The sequence below is a fragment of the Pseudomonas oryzae genome, from assembly GCF_900104805.1.
Lineage (GTDB): Bacteria > Pseudomonadota > Gammaproteobacteria > Pseudomonadales > Pseudomonadaceae > Geopseudomonas > Geopseudomonas oryzae.
On record NZ_LT629751.1, the window covers coordinates 1,654,573 to 1,668,193 of the forward strand.

The 13,621-nt window shown below is 67.7% G+C and carries 14 protein-coding genes; 11 read left to right on the forward strand and 3 right to left on the reverse strand.

Annotated elements, in window-relative coordinates:
* Positions 1 to 62: 62 nt before the first annotated feature.
* On the forward strand, positions 63 to 461 hold the full coding sequence (locus BLT78_RS07405) for a TIR domain-containing protein (protein WP_090348362.1): 399 nt from the start codon (positions 63 to 65) through the stop codon (positions 459 to 461).
* Positions 462 to 581: 120 nt separating this feature from the next.
* Here BLT78_RS07405 and BLT78_RS07410 read toward each other — a convergent pair whose 3' ends face one another.
* On the reverse strand, positions 582 to 878 hold the full coding sequence (locus BLT78_RS07410) for a DUF1883 domain-containing protein (RefSeq protein WP_090348363.1): 297 nt from the start codon (positions 876 to 878) through the stop codon (positions 582 to 584).
* A gap of 108 nt (positions 879 to 986) precedes the next feature.
* On the opposite strand from BLT78_RS07410, the gene BLT78_RS07415 reads away from it, so the two are divergent.
* The 7 genes from BLT78_RS07415 (at position 987) to BLT78_RS07445 (ending at position 6,017) form a co-directional block, all read left to right on the forward strand.
* Positions 987 to 1,562, forward strand: a complete 576-nt coding sequence (locus tag BLT78_RS07415; protein ID WP_090348364.1) for a hypothetical protein — start codon at positions 987 to 989, stop codon at positions 1,560 to 1,562.
* A 436-nt stretch (positions 1,563 to 1,998) separates the two neighbouring features.
* The gene (locus BLT78_RS07420; RefSeq protein WP_090348365.1) at positions 1,999 to 2,394 is read left to right on the forward strand and encodes a GFA family protein; all 396 of its coding nucleotides are present in this window, start codon (positions 1,999 to 2,001) and stop codon (positions 2,392 to 2,394) included.
* Positions 2,395 to 2,503: 109 nt separating this feature from the next.
* Entirely contained in the window at positions 2,504 to 3,478 is a 975-nt protein-coding gene (locus BLT78_RS07425; RefSeq protein ID WP_157719504.1) for a tetratricopeptide repeat protein, read from the forward strand.
* Positions 3,479 to 3,517: 39 nt separating this feature from the next.
* Positions 3,518 to 4,171, forward strand: a complete 654-nt coding sequence (grxB, locus tag BLT78_RS07430; protein WP_090348367.1) for a glutaredoxin 2 — start codon at positions 3,518 to 3,520, stop codon at positions 4,169 to 4,171.
* Positions 4,168 to 4,419, forward strand: a complete 252-nt coding sequence (locus BLT78_RS07435; RefSeq protein WP_090348368.1) for a hypothetical protein — start codon at positions 4,168 to 4,170, stop codon at positions 4,417 to 4,419. Before grxB ends, BLT78_RS07435 begins: the two co-directional genes overlap by 4 nt.
* Before the next feature lie 27 nt (positions 4,420 to 4,446).
* The gene (locus BLT78_RS07440; RefSeq protein ID WP_090348369.1) at positions 4,447 to 5,754 is read left to right on the forward strand and encodes a leucine-rich repeat-containing protein kinase family protein; all 1,308 of its coding nucleotides are present in this window, start codon (positions 4,447 to 4,449) and stop codon (positions 5,752 to 5,754) included.
* Between the two features lie 26 nt (positions 5,755 to 5,780).
* The gene (locus BLT78_RS07445) at positions 5,781 to 6,017 is read left to right on the forward strand and encodes a hypothetical protein (RefSeq protein WP_090348370.1); all 237 of its coding nucleotides are present in this window, start codon (positions 5,781 to 5,783) and stop codon (positions 6,015 to 6,017) included.
* 17 nt (positions 6,018 to 6,034) lie between these two features.
* On the opposite strand, the gene BLT78_RS07450 is transcribed toward BLT78_RS07445, so the two are convergent.
* A complete protein-coding gene (locus BLT78_RS07450; protein ID WP_090348371.1) occupies positions 6,035 to 6,961 on the reverse strand; it encodes a 1-phosphofructokinase family hexose kinase in 927 nt (308 codons plus the stop codon).
* 348 nt (positions 6,962 to 7,309) lie between these two features.
* On the opposite strand from BLT78_RS07450, the gene BLT78_RS07455 reads away from it, so the two are divergent.
* The 3 genes from BLT78_RS07455 to BLT78_RS07465 are packed head-to-tail and all read left to right on the forward strand — an operon-like array spanning position 7,310 to position 12,133.
* Positions 7,310 to 8,374, forward strand: coding sequence for an Lnb N-terminal periplasmic domain-containing protein (locus BLT78_RS07455; RefSeq protein WP_090348372.1), 1,065 nt, complete (start codon positions 7,310 to 7,312; stop codon positions 8,372 to 8,374).
* Positions 8,375 to 8,420: 46 nt separating this feature from the next.
* Positions 8,421 to 10,658: a patatin-like phospholipase family protein gene (locus tag BLT78_RS07460; RefSeq protein WP_197673153.1), complete on the forward strand. Its 2,238-nt coding sequence runs from the start codon at positions 8,421 to 8,423 to the stop codon at positions 10,656 to 10,658.
* 59 nt (positions 10,659 to 10,717) lie between these two features.
* Complete coding sequence (locus BLT78_RS07465; protein WP_090352192.1) at positions 10,718 to 12,133, forward strand: DUF2252 domain-containing protein; 1,416 nt, start codon at positions 10,718 to 10,720, stop codon at positions 12,131 to 12,133.
* 133 nt (positions 12,134 to 12,266) lie between these two features.
* On the opposite strand, the gene BLT78_RS07470 is transcribed toward BLT78_RS07465, so the two are convergent.
* Positions 12,267 to 13,607, reverse strand: a complete 1,341-nt coding sequence (locus tag BLT78_RS07470; protein ID WP_090348374.1) for an ArsB/NhaD family transporter — start codon at positions 13,605 to 13,607, stop codon at positions 12,267 to 12,269.
* Positions 13,608 to 13,621 lie beyond the last annotated feature (14 nt).

The window sequence follows — 13,621 nt, forward strand, 5'->3', positions numbered from 1 at the left end:
CTCTGACAGGGGCGTGGCCCGATGGCGATCGACCGGGCAATACCCCTCTTCAAGGATCCGCCATGGCCCGCAGCATCTTCGTTTCCTACAACTTCCACGACCGGGAGCTGGCTCGCGCGCTGCCCAGCGAACAGAAGAATTTTCTGCGCCTGGTCTGCGGCAAGTTCGTGTTCGTCACCGAGGAGCTCGCCCAGCTCGGCGACACGGCCATCGACGAGCAGTTGGGACGCATGATGGAAAGCTGCGATGCGGCAATCATCCTGATCGGCGACAACAGTCCGCTGATCGAGCGCGAGGTCGAACTGGCCGTCGCCAGGGGCCTGCCGATCCTGGGCGTGCGCCTCAAGGACAGCCTCGCCACGGTCCCGGCCCGCCTGCGCTACTGGAAGCGCTACCGGGAGACCGACCTGCGCCCCGGCCCGCTCGATGAAGAGCTCAACGTACTGGCCAAAAGGCTGTGATGCTTGCGCCCGGTTTGCAAATGATCCGGCTCGGCTACCGCTCCCGGCGCGACCGCTGAGCTGGAACCGCTTTGAACCGGACGGGCTGGAGACACCGGGATCAGTCGCCCCGGCAGCCGATCACTGCGTTTTCTTGACCCGCCGGATCCTGATCGAATAATCCAGCTTCGGCTTGCGCGTCACGCTGATCGGCCGGCGGGTCACGGTGTCGAGGGTGATGTTCCAGAAGCCGCTGCTCGGCACGCGGATCTTCGCCGGGAAACGGTCGAAGTGACCGCCGATGTAGTTGTGCCGGGCGCCATTCTTGAAGGCACGGAAGTTGGCGTCGTTCATCAGGCGGATGTTGCAGGGCTGCGAGCTTTCGATGATGACCAGATCGTCCTCGTTGAGCTGCTCGCGTTGGTGAATGAATTTCATCGGTGATTCCAGAGCACGTTGCAAGGCGCGGAACATAGCACGAAGCCGCAGCGCACGTGGTGCCGGCACGGCTAAACTCGCTGCCCTATTCCCCGGACTCTCAGCGCGATGAACCTCAAGCACCTGTTCAAGCTGACCGTATGGCTGGCCGCCCTGTGGCTGGCGTGGATCGTGCTGTCTCCGTCGCCCCAGACTCCCCGGGTGAGCGGCGATCTGACCGGTGGCGGTCTGCGGATCGGCAATCACCGCCTGCAGGCCCTGCAACCCTTCCAGCTGGAAGAGGCCGTGGTGCTAGGGCGTGAAGACTATCGCTTCGACCGCGGCGCGCAGCTTTCGCCCACCGATCTGGCCCTGGGCTGGGGGCCGATGGCCGACCCGGCCATCTCCAGCCGGATCGATATCCGCCAGAGCAACAGATGGTATTACTGGCGGACCGACGACTTCCCCATTCCACGCCGGGAAATCGAAACACATAGCGCCAACATGCACATGATTCCGGGCAACGCCGAAGTGGCATCGGTCCTCGGCAGTCTGCAAGCGGGGGCGCGCATCCGCCTCTCTGGCCAACTAATCCGCGTCGAGGGCGATGACGGCTTCCGCTGGGTCAGCTCGCTGAGCCGGGAAGACACCGGCAACGGTGCCTGCGAGCTGGTCTGGGTCGAGGAGTTGGCCGTGCTGCCGTGAGATGACCGACAAAAAAACGGCCATTACCAGCCAGGGGCAGCCTGGTAATGACCTGCAAGTCTCTCAGCAAGGCCTCGCTGGCCTTGGCACACACGTTACCGGGAAGGCGCAGGACGAAAAATGCCGGCTCAGGAGATGGTTTTTTCCGTACCGGGTAACAATCGGCCCGCTACACCGGCCGGAGAAACAAAAAGCCCCGCACGGGGCGGGGCCAAAGGGGAAACTCTCAGTGCAGTCAGGTTATGCGAACGACTGTGAAGAATTCGTCAGATCCGTGTCGTCGAAATGCAAAAATTCGACTGCTCGGCCAACGGCGACGGCGCCGGATACCCGTATCGACCGGCGGAACGGCATAACCCGCTTGCCCTTGCCCGCCTCGCCGGCGTTAAGCTGCCAACCCCGGCGATAACCGCCAGCCAGCCCAGAGGAGAGCGCCATGCTCAAAGGCAGTTGCCTGTGCAATTCGGTCCAGTACGAAATCCGCGGCGAACTCGGTCCCATCGTCATGTGCCACTGCTCGCGCTGCCGCAAGGCCAACGGCTCGGCGTTCGCCACCAACGCCTCGGTGAACACCAGCGAGTTCCATATCCTCAAGGGGCAGGAGGCGCTGGCCGAACACCAGTCCTCGCCGGGCGTGTTCCGCGTGTTCTGCGGCCAGTGCGGCTCGCCACTGTACAGCCGCCGTCCGGGGCAGCCTGAGCTGCTGCGCCTGCGCATAGGCACCCTGGACACGCCCATCGACGGCAAGCCGACCGCCCATATCTTCGTCGGCTCCAAGGCCGAATGGTGCGAGATCCACGACGACCTGCCGCAGTACGCCGAGCGCCCCTGAAGCGGACCAGCCGCCACCGAGGTCGTAGCCGACCGGCACCATGGTACAGGCGACAGTCGCGCGCGCAGGCCACAGGATCGCGGCATCCATCCGTCGAAGGTGCCCGATCATGCTCCGCCAACCCGGCCGCTCCGTCCTGTGCCGTGCCCTCCCGCTGCTGCTGGTCTGTACCGGCGCCCTCGCGGTCGACGACCAGCAGCGCGTCGCCCGCGAAATGATCCAGGCGCTGGACGCCTACGCGGTGTACAAGATGGGACAGTTCGACGAGGCCTACACCCGCTTCCGCAGCCTGGCCGAGGCCGGCAATCGCCAGGGCATGCTCAACCTGGCCAACATGCTGGCCGCCGGCCAGGGTGTCGAGCGCAACCCCGGCGAGGCGCTGGCCTGGTATCGACGCGCGGCCGAAGCCGGCGACCCCATCGGCATGTACGAAGTCGGCAAGGCCTACGACCTCGGCCTGGGCGTGCCCGCCAGCCGCGACCAGGCTCTGGAGTGGTATCGCCGGGCGGCCGAGAACGACAGCGCCGACGCCCAGTGGGCGCTGGGCAAACACCTCCATGACAGCGGCGAGACCATGGCCGGCCTGCAGTGGATCCGCACGGCCGCGAGCGAGGGCGAGCATCCCGGCGCCCGCCAGTTCCTCGCCAGCCTGGCAGGCGAGCAGAGGATCACCAGCCAGCCGGAGCCGGCCGACCGCCAGGCTGTCCTGGCGACGCTGGCCGCCGCGGACGCCGCCGTCCAGCGTCGCGACGGCCAGGCCGTGGTCGCGGCCATCGACGCGCAGGCGCGCATCAGCGTGCGCCTGCCGGACAGCCCGGTCTGGACCGGCATGAGCCGTGACCAGCTGGCTGCCTTGTGGCAGGCCACCTTCGATCGGGTCGACGGCTACCGTTACGCGCGCGCCAGCACCGAACTGCTGGCTGCCGAGGGCGGCGTGCTGGCCTTCTCGCTGATCCACGAAACGCTGGAGAAGGACGGCGAGAGCGAGGCGCTGGAACTCCACGAAACCGCGCAGTTGCAGGTCGCCGACGGCCAGGCGGTGATCCGCTCGTTGCGCCTGGACATCCGCCGCAGCGAGGAATGAAGGAGTAAACTCTGCAGCCTGAACCGCCAAGGAGGCTGCATGAAGCTCTATCTGTACGATCACTGCCCGTTCTGCGTGCGTGCCGAGATGGTCGCCCACTACAAGCAGGTAGCGGTCGAGCAGGTCTACCTGCTCAACGACGACGAGGCGAGCTGCTTCGCGCTGATCGGCGCCAAGCAGGTGCCGATCCTGCAGTTCGACGACGGCCGCGCCATGGGCGAGAGCCTGGATATCGCCCGCAAGCTGGACGAGCTGGGCGATCCGGCGCGGCTGATCCGCCCGCACGGCGACTATCTGCCGCTCCAGGAGCACATGAACCAGGTGCGCCTGGCGATCTGGTGCCTGCTGTTCCCGCGCGACATCGCCATCGGCGCCCCCGAGTTCGCCACCCAGGCGGCCCGCGACTACTTCCAGGCCAAGAAGGAGCAGATCATCCAGCGCCCGTTCGCCCAGGCCCTGGCGGAAACCGCCGAGCACAAGGCGACCGTCGAGGCGATGCTCGCCACGCTGCCGCCGCTCGATCCGCCGAGCGCCCACGGCGACACCCTGGGCTGGGACGACGTGCTGCTCTACCCCGGCCTGCGCAACCTCAGCATGGTCAAGGACCTCGCCTTCCCGCCGGCGGTGCGCGCCTACGTCAAGGAGGTTGCCCGCCTGACCGCGACCGCCACCTACTTCGAGCGGGCAGTGTGAACGTGCCGATCTTCCTCGCCCGCGCCAAGCTGGCCGCCGCTATCCTGCTGCCCGCCTGGCTGCTGATCACCCTGCTGCTCAAGCTGTGGCATCCGGTGATCGCCGGCCGGCCGGAATGGCAGGTGGCGGCGATCATCGTGCCGCAGATGATCGTCGGCATGGTGTTCGTCATCATCCCGATCACCCAGGGCATCCTGATCCGTCTGGCCGCGCGCAGGCAGGGCCTCGGGACACACGACGCCGATTGACCCACCGCGCCTTGCGACGACCGATACATGCACACCCTCGAACGACTGCGCCGCGGTGAGCTGGCCGGCGCCAGCCGCCTGGATCTCGCCGCCGGCCTGAGCGAACTCCCCAGCGAGATCTTCGCCCTCGCCGACAGCCTGGAGGTGCTCAACCTCACCGGCAACCGCCTGCGCGAGCTGCCGGCCGAACTGCCGCGCCTGCGCAAGCTGCGCATCCTGTTCTGCTCGGATAACGACTTCACCGCCCTGCCGGAGATGCTCGGCGAATGTCCGCAGCTGGAGATGATCGGCTTCAAGTCCTGCCGGATCCGCCATCTGCCGGCCAGCGCCCTGCCGCCACGACTGCGCTGGCTGATCCTCACCGACAACCAGCTCGACAGCCTGCCCACCGAACTGGGGAGCTGCAGCCGGATGCAGAAGCTCGCGCTGGCCGGCAACCGCCTGCGCACACTGCCGGCCAGCATGGCCGACCTGCATCGCCTGGAGCTGCTGCGCATCGCCGCCAACCGCCTGGACACCCTGCCCGACTGGCTGACCGAGCTGCCGCGCCTGGCCTGGCTGGCCTTCGCCGGCAACCCGTGCAGCGACGCCGGCGAGGCGCAGGCGCTTGACCGCCACGCGCTGCCGGCGATTGCCCGCGAGCAGATCCGCCTCGGTCCGGTGCTCGGCCAGGGCGCCTCCGGCATCATCCACCGCGCCGAATGGCAGCGGCCGGGACAGCCTGCCCAGGCGATGGCCGCCAAGCTGTTCAAGGGCGAAGTGACCAGCGACGGCCTGCCGCGCAGCGAGATGGCCACCTGTCTCGCCGCCGGCCGCCATCCCAACCTGATCGGCGTCGCCGGCCCATTGGACACGGCGGCGAATGCCACGCCCGGCCTGCTCATGGAGCTGATCGATCCCGACTTCCGCCCGCTGGCCGGCCCGCCTTCGCTGGCCAGCTGCACCCGCGACTGCTATGCGCCCGGGCGACGCTTCGGCGTCGACGAGGCGCTGCGCATCGCCTGCGGCGTGGCCTCGGCGGTGGCACACCTGCACCAGCGCGGCATCCTGCACGGCGACTTGTATGCCCACAACCTGCTGGTCAACGCGGACGGCGACAGCCTGCTCGGCGACTTCGGCGCCGCCTCCTTCCTGCCTGCGCAGGCTGGGGCGCTGCGACGCATCGAGGTACGCGCCTTTGGCTACCTGCTGGAAGAGCTGCTGGAGCGCTGCCCGGCGACCGACCAGCCGGAGCGCCTGCGACGACTGACCGGGTTGCGCGACCAGTGCCTCGCCGACAGGGTGCTGGAGCGGCCCGACTTCCCCAGCCTGCAGGCCGAGCTGGCTGCCTTCTGAACCCACTGCAAGGAGCGGAGAAAAGGATGTCCATGCTCGACCGCTATCCGGAGCAGAGCGCCGCCCGCCGAGGCTATGCGCTGGTCGGCGTACTGTTCGCTCTCTTCGCTCTGGCCATGGCCTGGTTCGAGTCCACCATTGGCGCGGCCGTAGGGCTGGCGGGCGCCGCGCTGCTGATCGGGCCGGCGTTGTGTTGCGGCCGCGTGGCCTTCGCCCGCTACGAGAAGTGGCTGTCCCGGATCGCGCCGTTCGGCAATCTGTAGCGACAGAGCGGCCTGGCTCAGGACTCGCGGAACAGCCGTTCCACATCCTCGCGCCGGCACAGTTCGGTACCGGGACGCATGATGGTCGCGCAGCCGGCGGCGATGCCGTAGCGCACCGCGCTGTGCAGGCCCTCGCCGTTGGCCAGGGCGAGGACGATGGCGCCGACCATACTGTCGCCGGCACCGACGGCGCTGAGTACCGGCACGTTGCAGGCGCGGAAGCGCTGCACGCCGGCCTGGCTGCCGAGCACCGCGCCCTCGCCGCCGAGGGACAGCACGACGATCTCCGCCACGCCGCGCTCGATCAGGTCGCGCACCGCGGCTTCCTGCCCCGCCTCGTCGGCGATGGCGTGGCCGGCGATGCTGGCCAGTTCGCTGAGGCTCGGCTTCATCAGGTAGATGCCGCCACGCGCTGCGGCGTACTTGAGCGCCTCGCCCGAGCAGTCCAGCACCAGGCGCGCGCCGATGCGTTGCGCCAGCGCCACCACCTCGTCGAAGAAGCTCACCGTCACCCCGGGCGGGAAGCTGCCGCTGAGCACCAGATAGCCGGGCAACGGCTGCAGGCTGGCGATGGCGTCCAGGCAGGCGCGCTGCTCGAGCGCCGAGAGGGTCGGCCCGGGCAGGACGAAGCGGTACTGCAGGCCGGTCTCGCCCTCGTCGACGGTGAAGCTCTCGCGGGTGTCGCCGGTGATCGGCACGCGCCGCTGCGGCAGGCCCAGTTCATCCAGGGTGCGCACCAGCATGTCGCCGAACGGGCCGCCGGCCGGATACACGGCCACCACCTGCCCGCCCAGGGTGGCCACCACCCGCGCCACATTGATGCCGCCGCCGCCCGGATCATGCCGCGGCAGGCTGCAGCGCAGCTTGCTGGTCGGCGCGACGCGCGCGGTGCTGGTCGACAGGTCCATTGCCGGATTCATGGTCAGGGTGGCGATCAGGGTCATCGGTGTTCCAGTTGCCGGAGCGGCCAGGCCGCAAGGAAGGTTCAGCCAAGTTTGGTCCGCCGACCACGGCCAGGGCAATCGCCACGTCACCACCCGCCAGGTCCAAGGCAGACGGGTCTCTGCGGTGGCGACAGAGGTCGCGTCAAAAATTGGACAGTTCACGCAAAGCGACCACACTTGAAGTCGGTTATCTGCTTGTTTTTGCATGCCTTGACGTGAGCCGGCAGCAGCGGCCCCGTGCAAGCATGCATGCCCGACCATCCGGCAGCCCAGACCAGGTAACCCGACTGCAGCGCCGCAGAGCCCTCGCAGTCCGAAGCGAAGGAACAGCATCCTGGCGGGGGCCCCATGAGGAAAAAGTCACTCGGCTTTGTCGCGGCGACCTTTCTGGTGCTGCTGGGGCTGGCCATCGTCCTTGTCGGCGCCTGGGGGACGCTGGCCCTCAGTTACAGGGGGCCGCAGGATGCCACCCTGCGCAACGCCTTGGTCATCGCCTTCGCCATCGCATCGCTCGCCGCCCTCATCGCCCTGGCCATGCCGACCTGGCGCTGGCGCGCGCTGGGCAGCTACCTCGTCCTGTTCGTCGTCATGCTGGTCTGGTGGGAAACGATAGAGCCGTCCAACCAGCGGGTCTGGCAACGCGACGTGGCCGCCCTGCCCTACGCGACCATCAATGGCGACCTGGTCACGGTGCACAACATCCGCAACTTCGCCTACCGCAGCGAGACCGACTACACCCCGGCCTGGTACGCCAAGCGTTTCGACCTGCGCAAGCTGCAGGGCGTCGACCTGGTCGCCGTCTACTGGATGGGTCCGGCCATCGCCCACGTCTTCCTCAGCTTCGACTTCGGCGACAACGACCACCTAGCCATCTCCATCGAGACGCGCAAGGAAATGGGCGAAGACTACTCCACCCTCAAGGGCTTCTTCCGCGAGTACGAGCTCTACTACGTGGTCGCCGACGAGCGCGACGTGATCCGCCTGCGCACCAACTACCGCCACGCCCCGCCGGAGCAGGTCTATATCTACCGCCTGCAGGGCGACCTCGAGAATGCCCGGCGCCTGTTCCTCGAATACCTCAAGCGCATCAACGGGCTCCGCGAGCACCCGGAGTTCTACAACACCCTGACCACCAACTGCACCACCACGATCTGGATGAATACCCGGGTCAACCCGAGCCATCTGCCCTTCGACTGGAAGATCCTCGCCAGCGGCTACCTGCCGGAATACCTCTACGAGCAGGGCCGCCTGGCCAGCCATGGCCTGCCATTCGCCGAATTGCAGCGGCGCGTGCACGTCAACGCGCGCGCCCAGGCCGCCGATGCCGCCGCGGACTTTTCCCGGCGCATCCGGCAGCAGGAAACGCCGTGGCCGAGCGAGGCATCCGGCAACCAGCAGGCCGGCTCGCCCTGAGGGTAAGTGCCCCCGCAGACCGACGCAACGCAAGGGAGAATAAAGGATGCAAATGCGTGATCGGATCAGCCTCATCGCCCTGGGCATGGCGCTGATCGCCGCGCCAGTCGCGCTGGCCGCAGTGGCCGACCCAGCCCCGTCCGCGAACGGCCTCAAGCGGCCGAAGATCTGCCTGGTGCTCTCCGGCGGCGGCGCGCGCGGCGCGGCGCACGTCGGCGTGATCAAGGTGCTCGAGGAATACCGCGTGCCGGTCGACTGCATCGCCGGCACCAGCATGGGCGCGCTGGTCGGCGCTGCCTACTCGACCGGCACCTCCACAGCGGAGATGGACACCATCCTCAAGACCATCTCCACCGAGCTGCTGTTCAAGGAGGACCCGCCGCGCCAGGAGCGCTCGATGCGGCGCAAGGAGGACGACTACAGCATCCTGTTCACCCCCGAGGTCGGCCTGGAGAACGGTCAGGTCAAGTTCGGCAAGGGCATCGTCACCGGCGTGCAACTGGAAACCGTGCTGCGCCGGCTGTCCAAGGCCAAGGGGCACTACCAGTTCGACCGGCTGCCGATTCCCTACCGGGCCGTGGCCACCGACCTGGTGACCGGCAAGGCGGTGGTGTTCAACCAGGGCGAACTGGCCAACGTGATGCGCGCCAGCATGTCGGTGCCCGGCGCAGTGGCGCCGGCGGAGTTCGACGGCATGATCCTGGTCGACGGCATGTTGACCAGCAACCTGCCGGTGCAGACGGCGCGCGAGGAGATGGGCGCCGACATCATCATCGCCGTGAACGTGGGCACCCCGCTGCTCAAGCGCGAGGAGCTGAGCGGCATCTTCGGCGTGTCCAACCAGATGCTCAGCATACTCACCGAGCAGAACGTGCAGGCCTCGCTGGCCACCCTGACGCCCAGGGACATCCTCATCTCCCCGGATCTGGGCGACTTCTCCACCGGCGACTTCGACCATCTGGAGAAGATCGCGCCGATCGGCGAGGCGGCGGCGCGCCAGGTCGCCGACCGCCTGGCCGGGCTGTCCCTGCCGCCCGCCGAGTACGCTGCGCTGCGCCAGGGCCAGACGATCGCGGTGGTTCCCGACCTGCGGCCGGTCGACGAGGTACGCTTCGACAACCTCAGGCGCGTCAATCCGAAGACCGCCCAGGCAGCCATGGACACCCGGCCGGGCGAGAAGATCGACCAGGACACCCTCGACAGCGACATGCGCCGGATCTACGGCACCGGCGACTTCGAACACGTCAACTACCGCTTCGTCGAGGAGCCCGGCAAGCGCATCCTCGCCGTGGATGCCGTGGAGAAGACCTGGGGCCCCAACTACGTGCGTTTCGGCCTCGGCCTGTCCAGCGACTTCAGTGGCGACGCCTTCTTCAACATCCTCGGCAGCTACCGCAAGACCTGGCTGAACGACCGCGGCGCCGAGTGGCGCACCGACGTGCAGCTCGGCCACACCAGCGGCCTGTACACCGAGTTCTATCAGCCGTTCAAGGCCGACAGTCCCTTCTTCGTCGCCCCCCATGCCGCCATCGAGCGGCGCACCACCGACCTCTACCGCGACGACGATCGCGTGGCCAGCTACGAGATGACCTCCATGCTCGGCGGCGTGGATGTGGGCAGCCAGTTCAGCCGCTACGGCGAATTCCGCCTCGGCGCGGTCGGCGGGCGCCTCAAGCCGCAACTGGATACCGGCCCGGAAAGCCTCTCGCCTGGCGAATCGCGCATCACCCAGGGGGCCTTGCGTGCCCAGCTCAAGCTCGACCAGCTCGACAGCGTGCACTTCCCCCGCTCGGGCTGGCGCGCCGGCGCCTTCGTCTTCGACTCCCAGGACTCGCTCGGCGCCGATGACGACTACACCAGGTGGGACGCCGACGCCAATGCGGTCTACTCGTTCGGCAACCACACCCTGAACTTCGCCGTGAAGGTCGGCGACAAGGCCGGCAGCAGTCCCTTGCCGCGCTACGACCAGTTCCAGTGGGGCGGCTTCCTGACCGGCTCGGGCTACGCCACCGGCCAGTTGCTCGGCGAGCAACTGAAGTTCGGCCGGCTCATGTACTACCACCGCATCCTCGAGGGCAGCATCTTCGAAGGCGCCTACAGCGGCTTTTCCCTCGAAGCCAGCCAGATCGGCAACCCGCTGGTACCCGGCAACACCGAGGACTGGCTGAAATCCGCCAGCGTCTTCATCGCCGCCGACAGCCCGCTCGGCCCGGTCTATCTGGGCTATGGCCGGGCCGAGGACGGTAACGACAGCTTCTATTTCTATCTGGGCAAACCCTTCTAGGGCCGACAAGTCTTACCGGCAGCGCCCCGCCCGAGGCGCCGCCGATGCAAGGGGGCATCATGGCAGGCAAGAAAAGCTCATCCGGCAAGACCCGCAAGCACCATGCAGATCATCTCAGCGAGCCGGTACCGGTGTTCCACTCCCGCGAGGAGTGCATCGCCGCCGGCCGCGCCCTGCGCGAGAAGCTCCCGCGCGCCGAGCATGCCGCCTGGAAACCGCCGGCCAAGGGCCGCGACCCCATCGCCATCCTCGAGAAATCCAACAAGGATCGCCTGCAGGAGCTGGTGCCGATCCGCTACGGACGCATGCTGCGCAGCCCCTTCACCTTCCTGCGCGGCTCGGCCGGCCTGATGGCCCACGATCTGGCCACCACCCCCAGCACCGGCATCTACGTGCAAGCCTGCGGCGACTGCCACCTGCTCAACTTCGGCTTCTTCGCCACGCCGGAGCGCAATCTGGTGTTCGACATCAACGACTTCGACGAGAGCCTGCCGGCGCCCTGGGAATGGGACGTCAAGCGCCTGGCCGCCAGCTTCGTGGTCGCCGGTCGCGACAATCGCCAGTCGGATGGCGAGGCCCGCGATGCCGCGTTGGAGTGCGTGCGCGCCTACCGGGAAAACCTGCGCGAATACTCGAAGATGAGCCCGCTGGAGGTGTGGTACTCGCGCCTGGATATGGACACCCTCATCGAGATGGCCCCCGACGACAAGGCCCGCAAGCTGCGCCAGCAGCTGGCCGACAAGGCCCATGAGCGGGTCGACGAAAACATCTTCCCCAAGATCGTCACCCAGGTGGCCGGCCTGCACCGTCTGCAAGACCAGCCACCGATCCTCTTCCACGTGCATGAAAAGGACTTCGAGGAGCGCGTGCAGAGTGCGCTCAGCGACTACCGGCTGTCGCTGCCGGATGAACGCCGTACCCTGCTCGACCGTTATCGCCTGCACGACTTCGCCATGAAGGTGGTCGGCATCGGCAGCGTCGGCACCCGCTGCTTCGTCGGCCTGTTCTTCTCCGCGGAGAACCATCCCCTGCTGCTGCAGTTCAAGGAAGCCTGCCCCTCGGTGCTCGAACCCTATGCCGGCAAGAGCCGCTACCAGCATCAGGGCCAGCGCGTGGTGAACGGCCAGCGGCTCCTGCAGTCGTCGAGCGACATCTTCCTCGGCTGGGCACACGGCAGGAAGGGGCACGACTTCTACGTACGCCAGCTGCGCGACATGAAGTTCTCCCTGCCGGTCGAGGGACTCACCGGAGTGCAGCTCAAACGCTACGCCGAGGTGTGCGGTCTGACCCTGGCCCGCGCCCATGCCAAGGCCGGGGACGCCGCCACCATCAGCGGCTACCTGGGCAAGGCGGACAACTTCGACGAAGCCATCGGCGACTTCGCCGTGGCCTATGCGGACCAGACGGAGCAGGATCACGCCGCCCTGGTGGAGGCGGTCGGCTCGGGACGGCTGGAAGCACTGGTCGAGGACTAGGGGCCTGTACGAAAAGTCAGCCGAGCAAAGGTCAGACACTCTTCGTACAGAGCCTAGACCCGCGGTGCTCCCTGCCGGCCAGCGGCCCGGCAGGGAGCACCGCTCTGGCGCGACGCGGGCAGCGATGCCCCGCTCAACGCGCCAGCCAGAACAGCCCGATCACGTACAGCGCCGACACGCCTAGCTGCACCAGGGTGATCGGCACTCCGAAGCGCGAGAAGCGCACGAAACTGATCTTCTCGCCCTGCGCGGCGCAGATGCCGACGGTGACGATGTTCGACGATGCGCCGATCAGCGTGGCGTTGCCGCCGAGGGTGGCGCCGAACATCAGGGCGATGAACACCGGCAGGCTGGCAGCCGGCCAGTCGGTGAAGCCCGCCCCCAGGGCGATCTCCGGCACCACCTCGGCGGCCACCAGATAGCCCTTGGTCATCACCAGCGCGGCGGCCACCACCGGAATGTTGGCGAGCAGGCTGGACAACAGGCCGATGCCGGCCAGCAGCGCCAGCGCCACCAGCGCGAACTGCGTGCCGAACCACTCGTGCAGCTTGAGCGCCAGGCCCTGCAGCAGCCCGGTCTGGGTGAACGCCTGGACCAGGCAGAAGATCGCGCCGAGGAACACCAGGGTCTTCCAGTCGATGTCACGCAGCACCGCCTCGACCGGCTCGACCTGCACCGCATAGACGATCAGCAGCGCCAGTCCGGCGGCGATGATCGCCACCGAGGGCGGCACGATGCGCACCGGCAACTGCTCGCCGAACAGGAACAGCAGCACCATCAGGGCCAACACGGCCAGCGCCAGCAAGGCGAACCAGGGCCGTTGCAGCGGTATCGCCGGCGCCGGTGGCGGCAGCTCGATGCGCGCCTGCCAGACCGCGGGCATCAGCAGCGGCAGCAGCGGAATGACCACCAGCACGGCCAGCAGGCCGGCGAGGCTGACCGTGCGCAGGTACTGGACGAAGCTCATACCGATCGAACTGCCGACCAGGAAGGTCGCCGGATCGCCCACCAGGGTCAGCATGCCGGCGGCGTTGCTGACGATGGCCGTCACCACCATGGGGCCGACGAAATCCACCTTCAGCGCGCGGGCGACGCCGATGATCACCGGGGCAAGCAGGATCACCGTGGTGGCGTTGGGCAGGAAGGCGCAGACCGGCGCGACCAGCAGCACCAGCAGGATCAGGAAGCGCCGGCCGCTGCCGCCGGTGGCGCGCAGATACAAACCGCCGACCCGCTCGAACAGCCCGGTGCTGGCCAGCACGCGCGCCACCACCATGCCGCCGAACAGCAACGAGAGCGGCCCGCCCGCCATGCGCAGAGCCGCGATCAGGTCGTTGTCGGTGAGGATGCCGGCCGCCAGCAGCACCCCTACGCCCAGCAGCGCCGCGACCGCCATGTCGATCACGTCGAAGGCGATCGCCAGAATGACCGCCGAGAACACCGCCAGGGTCAGATAGATCTGCAGATCGGTCATCAGCGCGCACTCCT